The sequence below is a fragment of the Micromonospora sp. NPDC049662 genome, from assembly GCF_040675055.1.
Lineage (GTDB): Bacteria > Actinomycetota > Actinomycetes > Mycobacteriales > Micromonosporaceae > Micromonospora.
Genome location: NZ_JBFAOC010000038.1, coordinates 40,868 through 57,794 on the forward strand (window position 1 = coordinate 40,868; position 16,927 = coordinate 57,794).

The following is a 16,927-nucleotide window of genomic DNA, read 5'->3' on the forward strand; positions in this document are numbered from 1 at the left end:
CCTCACAGTGCCGGTGGGGTGAACGTGCCGACCGCGGACTCCAGCGCGGCCGCGACCCGGTACATCCGGTCGTCGGCCATCGTCGGGGCCATCACCTGCAGGCCCACGGGCAGCCCCTCGGAGAGGCCGCAGGGCACCGAGATGCCCGGCCCGCCGTACAGGTTGGTCGGGATGGTGAACAGGTCGGCCAGGTACATCTGGTACGGGTCGGCGGTGCGCGCACCGATCGGGAAGGCCGTGAACGGGGTGGTCGGCGAGATCAGCGCGTCGACCCGCTCGAACGCGGCGGTGAAGTCCCGCGTGATCAGCGTACGGACCTTCTGCGCCTGCCCGTAGTACGCATCGTAGTAGCCCGACGACAGCGCGTACGTGCCGATCATGATCCGGCGCTTGACCTCGGGGCCGAAGCCGGCCTCGCGGGTCAGCGACATGACCTCCTCCAGCGACCGGTTGCCGTCGTCGCCGACCCGCAGGCCGAACCGGACGCCGTCGAACCGGGCCAGGTTGGAGGAGCACTCGCTCGGGGCGATCAGGTAGTACGCCGGCAGCGCGTACGCGAACGTCGGGCAGGAGACCTCGACGACCTCGGCGCCCATCTTGGTCAGCGCGTCCACCGACTCGCGGAACGCCGTCATCACGCCCGGCTCGGTGCCTTCGCCGACGAACTCGCTGACGATGCCGAGTCGTACGCCGGTCAGGTCGCCGGTCGCGCCGAGCTTCGCCGCCGCCACCACGTCCGGTACGGGCTGCGGGATCGACGTCGAGTCGCGCGGGTCATGCCCGCCGATCACCTGGTGCAGCAGGGCGGCGTCGAGCACGTTACGGGCGCACGGGCCGGGGGTGTCCAGCGATGAGGAGAACGCCACCAGGCCGTACCGGGAGGTCCCGCCGTAGGTGGGCTTCGCCCCGACGGTGCCGGTAACCGCGCCGGGCTGGCGGATCGAGCCACCGGTGTCCGAGCCGATCGCCAGCGGCGCCTCGTACGCGGCCAGCGCGGCGGCGCTGCCACCACCCGAACCACCCGGGATGCGGCTCAGGTCCCACGGGTTGTGCGTCGGGCCGTACGCCGAGTACTCGGTGGAGGAGCCCATCGCGAACTCGTCCATGTTCGTCTTGCCCAGCATCACCGTGCCGGCGTCGCGCAGTCGCTGCACGATCGTCGCGTCGTACGGCGGGCGCCAGCCTTCGAGGATCTTCGAGCCGACGGTGGTCGGCACGCCACGGGTGGCGAGCACGTCCTTCACCGCGACCGGCACGCCCGCGAGCGGGCCCAACTCCTCACCGGCGGCCCGGCGCTCGTCCACGGCACGGGCGGCGGCGAGCGCGCCCTCGCTGTCCACGTGCAGGAACGCGTGCACCCGGTCGTCGACCGCGGCGATCCGGTCCAGGTGCGCCTGGGTCACCTCGACGGCGGAGGTCTCCCCGCCGGCAACCAGGGCGGCGATCTCCGTCGCGGTCATTCTGGTCAAATCGCTCATGCCGTCACTCCGCTTCGCTCCGTGACGTCACGAGACACCACGGCACTGCACCGATGATTCGCTCGCTGACGCTCGCTCATGACGCCACGTCCTCGCTCAGAATCCGGGGTACGCGGAACCGCTGCTCCTCGGCGTCGGGCGCACCGGACAGCACCTCCTCGGGGGTCAGGCACGGCGTGACGACGTCCTCGCGGAAGACGTTGGTCAGCGGCACCGAGTGTGAGGTCGGCGGGATGTCCGCGGCGGCGACCTCGCCGACCTGGGCGACCGCCTGGAGGATCACGTCGAGCTGGCCGGCGAACGTGTCCAGCTCCTCCTCGGTGACGGCGAGCCGCGACAGGCGCGCCAGGTGCGCGACCTCCTCGCGGGAGATGGCGGCCATCCGTGCCCCCTTCTGATGTCCTGCTGGTCGGGCGGTGTGCCGGCCGCGCGGCGGGTGCAGCGTGACGCGCGGTGACCGGAGCGAGTCTATTGTTCCGCGCCCCGCGCCGACTGCTCGGGTGGGTCAGCGCGTCAGCCGGCGGCCGGCATCCGTCTCCGGGCCGCCGCTGGGGCGCACCGGCCGGTAGCGGGCCAGCCAGGTGACCAGCTCCTCGGCGGGCATCGGACGGGCGTAGAACCACCCCTGGGCCGCGTCGCAGCCGGCTGCGTACAGCATCCGCCAGGTCCGCTCGTCCTCCACCCCCTCCGCGACCACCCGCAGGCCCAACGCCCCCGCCAGCTCGATCGTCGAGCGGACGATCGCCGCGTCGTCGGCGTCCTCGGCCATGCCCAGCACGAACGAGCGATCCACCTTCACCTCGGACAGCGGCAGCCGGCGCAGGTGCTGCAGGGACGAGTAGCCGGTGCCGAAGTCGTCGAGCGCGATGGCCACCCCGATCTGGTGCAACCGGGTGATCGTCGCCAGCACCCGACGCGGATCGGCCATCAGGGCGCCCTCGGTGATCTCCAGTTGCAGCCGCTCGGCCGGCACCCCGTAGCGGGCCAGCCGGTCGGCGATCTGGTCGGCGATCTCGCCGGTGTGCAGGTCCCGCACGCTGACGTTGAGCGCGGCGCGCAGCCCGATGCCGGCCGCCGACCACTTGGCGAGCTGCTCCACCACGTCGTCAACGACCCGCCGGGTGAGCAGCCGCATCACCGCGCTCTGCTCGGCGACCCGGATCAGCTCCTCCGGGTCGACCATGCCCCGGCGGGGATGCCGCCAGCGCAGCAGGGCCTCGACGCCGACCACCTCGCCCGTCGCGATGGCGATCTGCGGCTGGTAGTACATGGTGATCTCACCGGCGTCGTCGACCGGCCCACCGTCGCGCGCCCACCCGGTCGGCCCGATCGTCCGCCCGCCCGTGGCGGACCCGCCGTCGCGCCCCGGACGGCGGTCGCCCACCGCGGACAGCGCGCCACCGTTCGGCGAGCGCCGCCCGTGACCGCCGGAACGCCGGTCCCGGCTCGGACCGGGCCGGGTACCGGGAATCGTCGCGCGACTGTTGCGGCCCCGGATCGGATCGGCCCCGGTGGTGATCCGATTGATCAACTCATCGGCGTGCGCCACCTCGTCGCCGGCACGCCGACGGCGACCCCACCACCGCCCGCCGGTCACCGACGGCGCGGCGATCACCGGCGCGGTCCCGGCCGGCAGCGCGGCGCCGTCACCGCCGCGCACCTCGGCCTCCACCGCGAGGGGTACGTCTGCCGTCCGCTCCGACCCACCCCGCTCGGCGTGCCGGGCAGGCGCGGCCTCGCCCGCTGATACGGCCCGCGCGGCGTCCACGGCATGCCCCGCCTCGTCGGCGTGATCTGCCCTGTCGGCGTGACCTGCCTCGACCGCGCGATCCGCCCTGTCGGCGTGACCTGCCTCGCCCGCGTGGCTCGCCTCGACCGCGTGATCTACCTCGGCCGCGTGGCCCGCCTCGACCGCGTCGCCCGCCTCGACCGCGTCGCCCGCCTCGACCGCGTCGCCCGCCTCGACCGCGTCGCCCGCCTCGACCGCGTCGCCCGCCTCGACCGTGGGATCTGCCTCGACGGCGGGTGAGCCGGATTCGAGCACCCGTCGGAGGTCGGCGAGGAGCCCGAGACGCTCGGCCGAGTTGTGGTCGGACTCCGGGGCGTACACGGCGACCGTGTCGTTGCGGTGCTTGGCGTCGTACATCGCCACGTCGGCGTGGCGCATCAGGGTGGCGAAGTCCTCACCGTGCTCGGGGAAGAGGGCGATCCCGATGGAGCCGCCGACGTCCAGCGGCAACCCGTCCAACGGCACCGGCTCGGCCAACGCCCCAACCACCCGGTCGGCCAGCTCACGCGCCTGACCGACGTCGGACAGCCCGGTCATCACGATGGCGAACTCGTCCCCACCCAGCCGGGCGATCATCTGCGGTCGGGGCTCCACGTCCGCGAGTCGGGCACTGACCTCGACCAGCAGCCGGTCCCCCACCGCGTGCCCGAGCGCGTCGTTGACGTTCTTGAAGCGGTCCAGGTCGATGAGCAGCAGCGCCAGATGTCCGCCGGGCTCGCCCCGGGCGGTCCGCTCGGCGTGCAGGTGGACCTGCTCCGCCACCTCGGCCAGCAGCGCCTTTCGGTTCGGCAGACCGGTCAGCGGGTCGGCGGCGGCGAGGTGCTGCTGTTCGACGGTCAACCGGGCCATCCGGTACACGGCGAACAGCGGCACCAGCACCAGCGGGATCAGCGCCGCACTGAGCCGGGCGGCGGCGACGAGGACCGGCGCGAGCAGCAGCAGCGAGCCGGTGGAGAGCAGTTCGAAGCCGACGCCCTGGCGGACGGTGGGCCACCAGCGGCCGCCGAAGCGCAGTCGTACGGCCCAGCTCACCAGCGCGTAGTTCACCGAGAACCAGGCGAGCGTCGCGCCGCCGACGGCGACCACGTCGGTCCAGTGCAGGCGTCCCCCGGAGAAGATGGTGCCCGGTCCGAGCTGGACGACCCCGTACGCGGCGGCGAGCGCGCAGGCGTACTGGCCGACGTTGAACGCCGTCCGCCAGGCGGCGTTGCCCATCCGCCAGCCGGAGACGATCACCCCGAGGGCCTGCACCGCCACCGCCGGGCCTGGCCCCCAACCGAGCAGGATCGCGAAGGTGAAACAGGTGGACGGGAAGACCGCCGAGGTCTGCCGTCGCCCGGGCGGGACGAACGGACGCGCGTCGCAGATCACCGCGAGCGCGGCCATCGTCCAGAACGCCACCGGCAGCCGGGACAGCTCCCCGGGAAGCGTCGTGAGTGGACCAGCGACGGTCAGCGCCGCCACCACCAGGATGCCGACGACGAAGGTGGCGAACGGCGCCACCCGCCCAGGTGGGAGGGAGTTGCGCGGGTCGGCGACCTCCATCACACCTCCCGAGGAACTGTCGACGTGTCGGTGAGAACGTCGTCACCCAATGAAACGCCCTCAGCCCCGAGTTTCCCGGTATGACAGTCACGAATCGGTAGTAGTCGTAATTAAGTTGGTATACGCGGCGGCCACCTCGGGAACGTGGCGGCGTCAGCCCTCGACGCGGGCGACCTCCCGCGCGGCGTCCGGACCCGCGTCCAGCAGCAGCCGGAACCCTTCCTCGTCCAGCACCGGCACCTTGAGGCTGGCGGCCTTGTCGGCCTTGGAACCCGGGTTGTCCCCCACGACGACGAAGCTCGTCTTCTTGGAGACCGACCCGCTGACCTTGCCGCCCCGGGTCTGCACGGCCTCGGCGGCCTGGTCCCGGGAGAAGCCGGCGAGGGTGCCGGTCACCACGACGGTCAACCCCTCCAGCGGACGCGGGCCCTCGTCGACCGCCTCCTCGGCCATCCGTACGCCCGCGTCGGCCCACTTGCGGACCACCTCGCGGTGCCAGTCCACGGCGAACCACTCCCGGATGCTGGCCGCGATGGTCGGCCCGACGCCGTCGACCGAGGACAGCTCCTCCTCGCTGGCCGCGTCGATGGCCTCCATGGATCGGAAGTGCCGGGCCAGCGCCTGGGCGGCGGTGGGGCCGACGTGCCGGATGGAGAGCGCCACCAGCACCCGCCACAGGTCACGTTCCCGGGCGACGGCCAGGTTGTCGAGCAGCTTGACGGCGTTGCTGCCGAGGCTGCCGTCCTTGTTGACGAAGAACGGCGACCGGGACAGTTGGTCGGCGTCGAGCTGGAAGAGGTCACCCTCGTCGGCGATGATCTCCGCGTCGAGCAGCGCTGCCGCACCCTTGTAGCCGAGTACCTCGATGTCGAACGCGCCACGGCCGGCGAGGTGGAACACCCGCTCGCGGAGTTGGGCCGGGCAGCTGCGGGTGTTGGGGCAGCGGATGTCGACGTCGCCCTCCTTGGAGGGCGCGAGCGGGGTGCCGCAGGACGGACAGGTGGTCGGCATGACGAACGGGCGGGCGTCGGCGGGCCGCAGGTCGACCACCGGACCGAGCACCTCGGGGATCACGTCGCCGGCCTTGCGCAGCACCACCGTGTCGCCGATCAGCACGCCCTTGCGCTCGACCTCGCGGGCGTTGTGCAGGGTGGCGAGCGCGACCGTGGAACCGGCCACCCGCACCGGCTCGAGCACGGCGAACGGGGTGACCCGGCCGGTCCGCCCCACGTTGACGTCGATGTCGAGGAGCTTGGTGGTGACCTCCTCCGGCGGATACTTGAAGGCGATCGCCCAGCGTGGGGCTCGACTGGTCGAGCCCAGACGGCCCTGGATGGAGACCGGGTCGACCTTGACCACCACACCGTCGATCTCGTGCTCGACGTCGTGCCGGTGCTCGGCGTAGTAGGCGATGTATTCCGCGACGCCGGACAGGTCCGGTACGACCCGCCACCGGTCACTGGTCGGCAGCCCCCACGCCTTCAGCGCCGCGTACGACTCGGACTGCGCGGCGGGCTGGAACCCCCGACGCGCGCCGATGCCGTGCACCACGAGACGCAGCGGCCGGGAGGCGGTGACCCTCGGATCCTTCTGCCGCAGGCTGCCGGCAGCGGCGTTGCGCGGGTTGGCGAACGGCGCGCGCCCCTGCTCGACCAGGCCCGCGTTGAGGTCGGCGAACGCGGCGACCGGGAAGTAGATCTCGCCCCGGACCTCCAGCAGCTCGGGGATCGTCGGGAACTCGGCGGACGGCGTGAGCTGGACGGGCACGTCCCGGATGCTGCGCACGTTGGCGGTGACGTCCTCGCCGGTACGGCCGTCGCCCCGGGTGGCGGCCCGGACCAGCCGACCGGCCTCGTAGGTCAGGTTGATCGCCAGACCGTCGACCTTCAACTCGCAGAGGTAGGGCACCGGCCCGCCGGCGTCCCGTTCGACCCGCTCGGCCCAGGCCGCCAGCTCCTCGTCGGCGAAGGCGTTGTCGAGCGAGAGCATCCGCTCGGCGTGCGTGACCGGGGTGAAGTCGGTGGAGAAGGTGCCACCCACCCGTTGGGTCGGCGAATCCGGCGTGCGCAGCGCGGGAAACTCCTGCTCCAACGCCTCCAGCTCGCGCAGCTGCTTGTCGAACTCGGCGTCGGTGATGATCGGCGAATCCAGCACGTAGTAGCGGTACTGATGCTCGGTCAGCTCGCCACTCAGCGTGGCGTGCCGCTCCCGCGCCTGCGGCGTCGGCTCCGCGCCGGCCGCCGCCTCCTGAGCCGGGCTGACCCGCTGACCGATCTGCTCCTCGGACACCCCGCCACCTTCGGACACGCCTGTGACCTCCCTGATCACGCTACTAAGGCACGGTATCGGTCCGGGCTGACAATCCGCCGCCCACCCGCGCCGACGGTGATACCCCGCGCGCCCGGCCCCAGGCCCCGCGGCACGTAGCCACCGAACCCGCAGTCTTGATCAACTCCAGATCGCCGATGCCGGGGTGTCCCGATGCCCCGGATGCCCCCACATCGGCGATCTGGAGTGGATCAAGGCCCCGCAACTGCGCGGACCCGGCGGGACCGTCCGCGCGACCCAGGCGGAGGTGCCGCCAGCGGGGATAAACGCCGGCCTCGCGGCGACACCGGCCACTCCGGCGGCGGTGCCCCCGAAAGGCAGAGGCGGGCCCGCTGCCAACCTCCCGGCGATCTTGCAGTTTCGGTCGTCGATAGGGGTGGGATGCCCCGGATGTCGCAGCAGAAAGTGCAAGATCGACGCAGGTGCGGGGTCGGCCGGGCGCGGGCGCGGGATCGGCCGGCACGCGGCTGGGCCGGCACGGGCGCGGGGTCGGCCGGGCGCGGGATCGGCCGGCACGGGTGCGGCTGGGCCGGCACGGGCGCGGGATCGGCCGGCACGGGCGCGGGCTCGGGCGGCACGGGCGCGGGATCGACCGCCCCGGCGGGTGGGGACGCTGGCTGGCGGCACGAGCGGCGGTGTCGTCGACGGGCGGCGGGGGCGGTGACGTGCGAGGATCGCCGGACGATGCGGCCGGCGTGCCGCCTGACACGGAGGTGGCGATGAACGAGACGCTGCTCTGGGCGGTGGCGATCCTGCTCGCGGTGGCCGCCGGTTGGGCGTGGAACAGTTGGCGGCACCGGGCGGCCACGCGCCGACCGACCAACCGAACCGGTCCGGGTGCCACGACCCGCGCGGGTGGGCGTCGTCCCGCGCCCCCGAGGCCACGCGGCACCGATCGGCCGGGCGGGACGCCCCGTTCCCGTGACACCGATCGGGCTACCGATGCTCCGGCGGCGGGCGAGATCTGGTGGGCCGACGTCCCGTACGCCGACGGCAGCGGCTCGAAGATTCGCCCCTGCCTGGTGCTACGCGCCGACTCGCGGGGCGCCGACGTCCTGAAGATCACCAGTCAGGACAAGAGCGACCGCGACGACCACGTCCGGATTCCCACCCGGGACTGGGATCCCGGCGCCGAGCACGACAGCTACCTCAGCCTGACCGAGCCGGTCCGGATCAGCTCGGCCGACTTCGCCGACCGCGCCGGCCGCTGCGACGCCGACCTGTGGCGCAAGGTCCGCGGCCTGCGCCACCTGCCCACCGGCTGAGGCCGGCCGAGCCGAAGGCACCCCGACCGCAGGCCATGATCCACTCGACTTTTAGGAAAGCGGCCTGTCTACCTGTCGGTAGCACCCCGACTTCCAGGAAATCGAGTCGATCATGGGCAGCCGGGCCGGACCGGCAGCGCCATGCGGGCCGCGCGGTCAGTCCCAGCTCTCGCCGAGGGCGGCGAGCTGATCGGCGTACTCGATGCGCTCGGCCCATTCGGACGGCCAGGCGGCCAGGCCGCTGGCCGCGCCCACGAAGGCGCCGGCCAGGGCGGCGATCGAGTCGGAGTCGCCGGCGGTGGTCGCGCCCCGGGCCAGCGCCGCGACCGGATCGTCGGCATGGCGTACGGCGCAGAACAGCGCGGTGGCCAGCGCCTCCTCGGCCACCCAACCCTGCCCGGTGGCCCGGCACGGATCGCCGCCGTCGTCCGGCGCATCCAGGGCGGTCGTCAGCCGGCGCAGCGCCGTCAGGCACTCGTCCCAACCGTGGGAGATGAACCTCTCCGGCGTGTCGACCCCCGGGTGTCGCCAGAGGTCGCCCAGCCAGTCCTGCCGGTAGACCTGGCGTTGGGATCGCGCCCGCTCGGTGAGGATCGCGGGCAGCTCGGGCAGCGTGACGCCACCGCGCAGGGCGACGACCGCGTACGCGGTGAGTTCGCTGGCGGCCAGACCGGTCGCGTGGCCGTGGGTCAGCCCGGCCTGCAACTGGGCCAGACCGGCCATCGTGTCGAGGTCGACGTCCAACAGCCCCACGGGCGTGACGCGCATGTTCGCGCCGCAGCCCTTCGAACCGGCGACCGTCGCCTGCTGCCAGCGCAGCCCCCGATCCAGGTCGGCGCAGGCCCGTAGGCAGGTCATCCCGGGGGCGCGGTCATTGTCCGGGCTGACCGACCAGGCCACGAAGCGGCGTCGCAGCAACGGCTCCACCGCGTCCGGGGTGAACGTCGGGGCCTCGTGCAGCGCCCAGCCCACCGCCAGCGCCATCTGCGTGTCGTCCGTGACCAGCGCCGGGTCGCCGGTCAGCTCACGTGGGCCGGTCGGACCATAGCGGCGTTGGATGTCGGCGACGGTCAGGAACTCGGTGGGTTTGCCCAGCGCGTCGCCGTAGGCGAGACCGAAGAGCGAACCGGAGGCGCGCAGCACCGCGGTGGAGGTCACGGCGGCCATCATGCCCGGCCGCCGCGACCGCCGTCGGGCGCGGTCAGTCCCAGCAGAGGCAGAACGGATGGCCGACCGGATCCGCGTAGACCCGGAAACCCTCGCCGTCGCCGGGCAGCCGCCGCGCACCGAGCGCGAGCGCCGCCTTCTCCGCGCTCTCGATGTCGTCCACGGTCACGTCCAGGTGGAACTGCTGCGGGCGCTCCGGATCCGGCCAGGACGGCGTACGCAGGTTGAGCGCTCGCTGGAAGGCCAGTCGCGGCTGGTGGCCGGGCGGGCCACCGAGCACCACCCAGTCGTCGTCCTCGGAGGCGCCCTCGGCGAAGGGGATGCCGAGCAGCTCGGAGTAGAACGCGGCCAGCGCCTGCGGATCGGGGCAGTCGATCACCACTGAACGTAGCTGTCCAATCATGGCGGTCATTCTGCCCAGCGGGTACGACAGAAAAACCTCACTCCTCGCTGAACCGGCGGCCGGCGTCCCGGCAGGCCGCGAGTAGCTCCCGGGCGTACCGCGGGGTGGCGCCGGCCAGGCCACACGCCGGGGTGACGACCACCTGTTGGGCGAGCTGCCGGCGGGGAAAGCCGAGGCGGTCCCAGATGTGGCGTACCCGATCGGCGATCTGCCCGGAGGTCGGCGCGCCACCGGCCGACGGCGGCCGGGTCGGCGCGGCGCCGGCCAACAGCCCGAGGCCGGCGTCGATCGCCTCGCCCAGCGGATCCAGGTCGGTGACGAGACCGAGGTCGAGGGCGACCGCGACGGCCCCGGTGGAGCGGATCAGCTCCAACGGCACGTCCGGGGCGCAGCAGTGCACCACCGTGGGTACGCCCACGGCGTCGACGACCGTGCGCAGCAGAGCAGCCGCGTCGGCCGACTCCACCGCCCGGTACGCGCCGAGCCCGCTCTCGGTCGGCACCCGTCCGGCCAGCACGGTCGGCAGCGACGGCTCGTCCAGTTGCAGCAGCACCGACGCCTGGGGCAGCCGTCGCGCGATCGCCGCCACGTGCTCGCGCAGCCCTTCGGCGAGCGAGCCGGTGAGGTCGCGCACGGCACCGGGGTCGCGCAGCAGCCGGCCACCGATCGGCAGCTCCAGCGCGGCGGCCAGGGTGAACGGGCCGCCGGCCTGCACCTTGATCGGGCCGGCGTACCCCTCGGCCTGCTCGGCGAGCTGGTCCAGGTCACGCTCCATCAGGTCCCGGGCCCGGCGCAGGTCACGGCCGGCGCGGGGGGCGACCCGCCAACGCCCGGTGTACAGCTCGACGGGCAGCTCGACCAGCAGCCCGGCGCTGCGCCCGATGAGGTCGGCTCCGGGGCCTCGGGCCGGCAGCTCGGGCAGGTGCGGCAGGTCGGGAAGCTCGCCGAGAACCACCCGCTGGGCCTCGGCGATGTCGGTGCCGGGCAGCGAACCGATGCCGGTCGCCGCGCCCGCCGGCCAGGGCCACGCCTGATCTGTCACGGCCGAAGGCTATCCCGGTGGGCGCGGCGACGATGCGGCGACCAGCCGACGTCCTGGCCGCGCGGACGAGCACCTGGTGTGCGCCCCGGCCGGGAGTCGGGCGCTCAGCCGGAGATCGTGGCCGAGCCGAGGACGATGTCGCCGGCCGGGTCCGGTCGGTAGGCCACCAGGGCCTGGCCGGCGGCGACGCCGCGGACCGGTCGGCGCAGCTCGGCGTGCAGCGCGTCGCCGTCGAGGTCGACGGTCGCCGGCACCACGTCCCCGTGCGCGCGGAGCTGCACCTCGCACTCGACCGGCGCGTCCGGGCGCGGACCGCCGGTCCAGACCGGGCGGACGGCCCGGACCTCGGACACCTCCAGCGCCTCGGCCGGACCGACCGTCACGGTGTTGGTCTTGGGCGTGATGGAGAGCACGTAACGCGGGCGACCGTCGGGGGCGGGCCGGTCCAGGTGCAGGCCGCGACGCTGGCCCACCGTGTACGCGTACGCCCCGGTGTGGCTGCCGACGACCGCGCCGGTGCTCGCGTCGACGACGTCGCCGGGCGTCTCGCCGAGCCGGCCGGCGAGGAAGCCACGGGTGTCACCGTCGGCGATGAAGCAGATGTCGTGGGAGTCCGGCTTGTCGGCCACCGCCAGGCCGCGCTCGGCGGCCTCCGCGCGGACCTGCGCCTTGGTCGAGTCGCCGAGCGGGAACATCGAGCGGTCCAGCTGCTCGCGGGTGAGGACCGCCAGCACGTACGACTGGTCCTTGGCGATGTCGACGCTGCGGCGCAACAGCCCGTCCGGGCCGAGCCGGGCGTGGTGACCGGTGACCACCGCGTCGAAGCCCAGCGCGATCGCCCGGTCCAGCACCGCCGCGAACTTGATCTTCTCATTGCACCGCAGACACGGATTGGGCGTACGACCTGCGGCGTACTCGGCGACGAAGTCGTCCACCACGTCCTCGTGGAACCGGTCCGCCATGTCCCACACGTAGAACGGAATGCCGATGACGTCGGCAGCCCGGCGGGCGTCCCGGGAGTCCTCCAGCGTGCAGCAGCCGCGCGCCCCGGTCCGGTACGTCTGCGGGTTACGGGCCAACGCCAGGTGCACGCCGGTCACGTCGTGCCCGGCCGCCACCGCCCGCGCCGCCGCCACGGCCGAGTCAACCCCGCCCGACATCGCCGCCAGAACTCTCACCAGCGAACCCCCTTCCCCACCAACCCTAACCACCACCCCGCCAAACCCCCACCCCGCCTTACCGGGTCGAGCATGGAGTTGTGGTGGTTGACAAAGGCCTCTGAACCCCACACTCCGGGCACCACAACTTCATGATCGACCGCACCGGAGGCGCGGGCGAGGGCGTTTCGGGGCGGGGGGGTTAGCGGGGGGTTCGGGGGGCGGCGGCTCTCCGGGCTCGCTCCACGGCTGCGGGGAGGGCCGACACCAGGGCGTCGATCTCGGCCTGGGTGCTGGTGTGGCCGAGGGTGAAGCGCAGCGACGATCGGGCGCGGTCGTCGTCGGCGCCCATCGCCAGCAGCACGTGCGACGGCTGGGCGACCCCGGCCGAGCAGGCCGAGCCCGTCGAGCAGGCGATGCCCTGGGCGTCGAGCAGGAGCAGCAGGGCGTCGCCCTCGCAACCCGGGAAGGAGAAGTGCGCGTTGCCGGGGAGCCGGTCGGTCGGGTCGCCGTTGTAGATCACCTCGGGCACCGCCCGGCGGACCCGCTCGATCAGGTCGTCGCGCAGGGCGGCCACCCGGGCCGCGTACTCCTGCTGGCCCTTGACCGCCGTCTCGACGGCGACCGCGAAGGCGACGATGCCGGCGGTGTCCAGCGTGCCGGAACGGACGTCGCGCTCCTGACCGCCGCCGTGCAGCAGCGGTACGGCGGCCACGTCCCGGCCGAGCAGCAGGGCGCCCACCCCGATCGGGCCGCCCAGCTTGTGACCGGTGACGGTCAGCGCGGCGGCCCCGCTGGCGGCGAAGTCGACCGGCACCTGGCCGACGGCCTGGATGGCGTCGGTGTGGAACGGCACACCGTACTCGGCGGCGACGGCGGCCAGCTCGGCCACCGGCTGCACGGTACCGACCTCGTTGTTGGCCCACATCGCGGTGACCAGGGCCACCCGGTCGGCGTGCGCGCTGAGCTCGGCGCGCAGGTTCTCCGGGTCGAGCCGGCCGGTGGGGTCCACCGGCAGCGAGCCGACCTCGGCGTTCTCGTGCTCGGCCAGCCAGTCGACCGAGTCGAGCACGGCATGGTGTTCGACGGCGCTGGAGACCACCCGCCGACGGTCGGCGACGGCGTCCCGGCGGGCCCAGAAGAGGCCCTTGACCGCCAGGTTGTCGCTCTCCGTGCCACCGCCCGTGAAGATCACTTCGGACGGTCGGGCGCCCAGCACAGCGGCCACCCGTTCGCGCGACTCCTCGACCCGGCGACGGGCACGACGACCCGCCGCGTGCAGGGAGGACGCGTTGCCGACCTCGCGGGCGGTGGCGACGTACGCCTCCAGTGCCTCGTCGAGCATGGGGGTGGTAGCCGCGTGATCCAGGTAAGCCATCACCCTTCAGCGTACGGCCGACCGGCCAGTGACCTGAGGGCGGAGTGGCCTGCGCGCGACGCGCCGGGGTGGGACGGCCACCCCGGCACGAAGCGGACGCGGCCCGCTCAGGCGGGCACCGCCGTGACGACGATGTTGTCGCGGTACCTGCGGGCCTTGGCGTCGAACGGCCCACCGCAGGTGATCAGGGTCAGCCGCGGCTTGCCGTCCCGGGCGAAGTAGCGGTCCAACGGGATCTTGGTCTTGGCGTACTCCTCCCGGGCGACGACCCGGTACCGCCGCGCCGTGCCGTCACTGCCGGTCGCGGTCAGCGTGTCGCCCCGGTCCAGCTCGCGCAGCCGGTAGAACGCGCCCTTGCCCTGTCTGGCGCTGTCCACGTGCCCGGCGATGACCACCGATCCGCCGTCGGCCTCCAGGCCGGGGCCGTAGCGGTACCAGCCGATCTCGTCGACGCTCGGCGGCACCTCGAACTCGTTGGTGCGCTCGTTGATGCCGACCGCGTTGACCGTGGCGGTGACACCGATTCCCGGGATGACCAGCCGGACCGGCGGGACGGCCTGAACGCCGGCGGGCAGGTCACCGCCGGTCACCGGCACCGACGGGACGGCCGTGGTCGGGGTGGCGCTGGCCAGCGCGGTCGCCTCCTCGGCACCGACGGTTCCGGCCGGCTGCGAGTTGCACGCCACCAGGGTGGCGACGGTGAGCGCGGCAGCGCCGGCGGCCAGAGCCGCCAGCGCGCCGCGGTTGCGCACCGTCACTTGCGGCCGGTCCGCGCGGTCGCCATCCGCGCCCCACCACCGACCAGCAGGAGTACGCCGGCACCGGTGAGCACGTACCACCAGGTGCCCACGCCGGTACCCGCCTGGCCACCGTCACCGCTCGGCACGCCGCCCGGCGCGGAGTGCAGGCCGGTGATCGTCTGGGCCACCACGTCGAGGTTCTTGCCCTCGGCGGAGCCGATGGCGTAGACGATCGTGGCGGTGCCCTCCTTGAGGTTCAGGTCCGCCGGGCCGATGGCCACGGTGTCGGTGCCCGCCAGCACCACGTCCGCCTTCACCGCGCCGGCGTCGACGTCGCCCTTGGCCTCGTTCGGGTTGGTCAGGCCCTTGAAGACCGGGGTGCCGCCGGCCCGTACGTCGACCGCCGGGGCGGCCGCCGTGTGCCGGACGATCAGACGGGCCTTGCCGGCGTCGACCTTGGAGACGTCGTTCACGAACGGCGTGATCTTCGGCTTGCCGGCGGCGTCGAGGTGTGCGGCGATGCTGATGTTCGCCCCGCCCGGCACCTTGGCGTCGTCGACCTTGAGGATCGCGCTGCCGACCGGCTCACCGGGCTTGGTGAGGGCGATGTCGTACTCCCCCTCGGCCAGGTTCAGCGGACCGGCGACGTCACCGGGCTTGAAGTTGTCAAGCGTCTTCTTGCCGTTGACGTAGACGTCGACCGGGGTGTCCGGGATGCCGTGGACGACGGAGACCTTCGACGTGGCGGCGTACGCGGGCGTGGCGGTGAACGCGCCGACACCGGCGAAGGCGAGCGCGGCGACCGCGCCGCCCGCGGCGACCCGACGGAAGTACGAGAGCTGCATGTCTGCCTCCTGGTGATTGGTGCTGATTCGTCAGGCCTGGCTTGCAGAACGGGTTACGCCGGCTCCGCGACGGGCGGATGCGCTCTCGACGCGTTTCTTTTTCTCGGTTCCGGCCGCATCCAGATCACCGTCAGCGGCCGAAGAGCAGGTGAGATGACTTTGACCGGGAGAGTGGGGCGAGGGCTGTGGCAGCTACAGTCGGGCATGCCCCATCGAAGGCGGGCCGCCCCGTGACGGCGCTGCCACCGCAACCGGACCCACCGGCGGACGACCTCGCGGCCCGGTTCCGGGCCGGGGACGAGGCGGCGCTGCGTACGGCGTACGAGCGTTACGGCCGCGCCGTCCTGCACCTGGCGACCACCATGCTGGCCAACCGGGCCGACGCCGAGGACGTGACCCAGGCGACGTTCGTGGGCGCGTGGCTGGGCCGGGAGACCTTCGACCCGGCCAAGGGCTCGTTGGTCGGCTGGCTGCTCGGCATCGGCCGGCGCAAGGTGATCGACCGCATGCGCGCCTCGGCGCGGGAAACCCGGGTGGTGGAGACGGTCCGGCAACTGCCCGAGCCGGCGCAGACCGGGCCGGACCCGGACCGGGTGGTGGATCGGCTGGTGATCGCCGACGAGCTGGCACGACTCCCGGACGACCAGCGGCGCATGCTGGAGTTGGCCTTCTACGACGACCTGACACACCAGCAGATCGCCGCGGTGACCGGGGTGCCGCTGGGCACCGTGAAGAGTCACATCCGGCGCGGCATGGCGAGCTTGAAACGCAGATGGGAGGTGGATGGTGCAGCACCTGGAGCACGAGCGGCTGGTCTTTCTGGCGCTCGGTGAGAGCGACGCGGACGACGGGGAGCGCACCCACCTCGACACCTGCGCGCACTGCCGGACGGAGCTGACGACCCTGCGGCAGGTGGCCGGGCTCGGCGCCGAGACGCAGGGCCTCGGCGACCTGCCCGACCCGCCGGAGCACATCTGGCAGGGCATCGAAGCCGAGATCCGGGCGGCCGAGGGCACCGCGGTCCACGCGCCCGTAGCCGTGCTGACCGGAGCCGGCCGGCAGCAGGTGCCCGCGCAGGCGCACGGGACGGCGGCCGAGGACGCCGACGGCGGCACCACCTCCGCGACGGTCACCCGGCTGGACCCGACGCGCCGGCCCCACCGGGGTCGCGGCTGGTCCCGCTGGGCGGCCACGGCGGTGACCGCCGTCGCGGCGGCGGCGATCGGTGTGCTGGGCACGGTCTCGGTGCTGAAGCCGACCGAACCGGAGCCGGCGAAAACGCCGACGGTGCTGGCCAGCGCGCCACTGGCGGCGTTCGGCTCGACGCCGAAGTCGGCCCAGGGCGACGCGCGCGTCCTGCAGGGCGGCCAACTACATCTGCATGTGGCGAATCTCCCGCGCGTGCCGGGGTACTACGAGGTCTGGCTCATCAACCCGACGACCATGGAGATGTTCTCGATCGGCACCCTCGGTGGCGACGCGGACGCTCTGCTGCCCCTGCCCCCGAACGTCGACCTCAAGAGCTATTCGGTGGTCGACGTGTCCGCCGAGCAGTACGACAACAACACCCGCCACTCGGGCGACAGCCTGTTGAGGGGCACCCTGACGGGCTGATCGGCGGGCCGGCTCAGCTCCCCGGCCCGCCGATCAGCTCCCCACCGAAAAAGTGGCCGCCCGTCACGACGGGCGGGGCGCGTGGTGGGGAGACCCCGCACGTGCGGGTGGGGGGTTCCGGGGCGGCGGGGGCGCGACTGTGTTGAGCGGGGCCCCCACCCCCCACACGGGCCCGC

The 16,927-nt window shown here is 73.3% G+C and carries 14 protein-coding genes; 3 read left to right on the forward strand and 11 right to left on the reverse strand.

The window, feature by feature from the left end:
• Nucleotides 1-2: 2 nt before the first annotated feature.
• From gatA to ligA, 4 genes are all read right to left on the reverse strand, one after another.
• Entirely contained in the window at nucleotides 3-1,478 is a 1,476-nt protein-coding gene (gene gatA, locus AB0J36_RS24370; RefSeq protein WP_357394067.1) for an Asp-tRNA(Asn)/Glu-tRNA(Gln) amidotransferase subunit GatA, read from the reverse strand.
• A 76-nt stretch (nucleotides 1,479-1,554) separates the two neighbouring features.
• On the reverse strand, nucleotides 1,555-1,860 hold the full coding sequence (gatC, locus tag AB0J36_RS24375) for an Asp-tRNA(Asn)/Glu-tRNA(Gln) amidotransferase subunit GatC (RefSeq protein ID WP_355052147.1): 306 nt from the start codon (nucleotides 1,858-1,860) through the stop codon (nucleotides 1,555-1,557).
• A gap of 123 nt (nucleotides 1,861-1,983) precedes the next feature.
• On the reverse strand, nucleotides 1,984-4,812 hold the full coding sequence (locus AB0J36_RS24380; protein ID WP_363661146.1) for an EAL domain-containing protein: 2,829 nt from the start codon (nucleotides 4,810-4,812) through the stop codon (nucleotides 1,984-1,986).
• Nucleotides 4,813-4,965: 153 nt separating this feature from the next.
• Nucleotides 4,966-7,101, reverse strand: coding sequence for an NAD-dependent DNA ligase LigA (ligA, locus tag AB0J36_RS24385; protein ID WP_357127414.1), 2,136 nt, complete (start codon nucleotides 7,099-7,101; stop codon nucleotides 4,966-4,968).
• Nucleotides 7,102-7,859: 758 nt separating this feature from the next.
• Between ligA and AB0J36_RS24390 the strand changes: the two genes are divergently transcribed.
• Nucleotides 7,860-8,405: a type II toxin-antitoxin system PemK/MazF family toxin gene (locus AB0J36_RS24390; RefSeq protein WP_363661147.1), complete on the forward strand. Its 546-nt coding sequence runs from the start codon at nucleotides 7,860-7,862 to the stop codon at nucleotides 8,403-8,405.
• A 156-nt stretch (nucleotides 8,406-8,561) separates the two neighbouring features.
• Here the strand turns inward: AB0J36_RS24390 and AB0J36_RS24395 are convergent, their stop codons facing one another.
• The 7 genes from AB0J36_RS24395 to AB0J36_RS24425 all read right to left on the reverse strand — a co-directional run bounded on the left by AB0J36_RS24395 (nucleotide 8,562) and on the right by AB0J36_RS24425 (nucleotide 15,137).
• Nucleotides 8,562-9,575, reverse strand: a complete 1,014-nt coding sequence (locus AB0J36_RS24395) for an ADP-ribosylglycohydrolase family protein (RefSeq protein ID WP_357127420.1) — start codon at nucleotides 9,573-9,575, stop codon at nucleotides 8,562-8,564.
• Nucleotides 9,576-9,606: 31 nt separating this feature from the next.
• Nucleotides 9,607-9,975: a VOC family protein gene (locus AB0J36_RS24400; protein ID WP_357127423.1), complete on the reverse strand. Its 369-nt coding sequence runs from the start codon at nucleotides 9,973-9,975 to the stop codon at nucleotides 9,607-9,609.
• 37 nt (nucleotides 9,976-10,012) lie between these two features.
• Nucleotides 10,013-11,017, reverse strand: a complete 1,005-nt coding sequence (locus AB0J36_RS24405; RefSeq protein ID WP_363661148.1) for a methionine synthase — start codon at nucleotides 11,015-11,017, stop codon at nucleotides 10,013-10,015.
• A 104-nt stretch (nucleotides 11,018-11,121) separates the two neighbouring features.
• Entirely contained in the window at nucleotides 11,122-12,195 is a 1,074-nt protein-coding gene (mnmA, locus tag AB0J36_RS24410; protein ID WP_357127430.1) for a tRNA 2-thiouridine(34) synthase MnmA, read from the reverse strand.
• 181 nt (nucleotides 12,196-12,376) lie between these two features.
• Nucleotides 12,377-13,552 carry a cysteine desulfurase family protein gene (locus tag AB0J36_RS24415; protein ID WP_357173172.1) on the reverse strand — a complete coding sequence of 392 codons (1,176 nt, stop codon included), beginning with the start codon at nucleotides 13,550-13,552 and terminating at the stop codon, nucleotides 12,377-12,379.
• A 107-nt stretch (nucleotides 13,553-13,659) separates the two neighbouring features.
• Complete coding sequence (locus tag AB0J36_RS24420) at nucleotides 13,660-14,310, reverse strand: class F sortase (protein WP_363661149.1); 651 nt, start codon at nucleotides 14,308-14,310, stop codon at nucleotides 13,660-13,662.
• Entirely contained in the window at nucleotides 14,307-15,137 is an 831-nt protein-coding gene (locus AB0J36_RS24425; protein ID WP_357127439.1) for a DUF4397 domain-containing protein, read from the reverse strand. Before AB0J36_RS24425 ends, AB0J36_RS24420 begins: the two co-directional genes overlap by 4 nt.
• 230 nt (nucleotides 15,138-15,367) lie before the next feature.
• Between AB0J36_RS24425 and AB0J36_RS24430 the strand changes: the two genes are divergently transcribed.
• The gene (locus AB0J36_RS24430) at nucleotides 15,368-15,970 is read left to right on the forward strand and encodes a sigma-70 family RNA polymerase sigma factor (protein ID WP_357127442.1); all 603 of its coding nucleotides are present in this window, start codon (nucleotides 15,368-15,370) and stop codon (nucleotides 15,968-15,970) included.
• Nucleotides 15,924-16,751 (forward strand): anti-sigma factor, encoded by an 828-nt coding sequence (locus AB0J36_RS24435; protein ID WP_357128016.1) that lies wholly within the window; start codon nucleotides 15,924-15,926, stop codon nucleotides 16,749-16,751. Before AB0J36_RS24430 ends, AB0J36_RS24435 begins: the two co-directional genes overlap by 47 nt.
• Nucleotides 16,752-16,927: the final 176 nt, after the last annotated feature.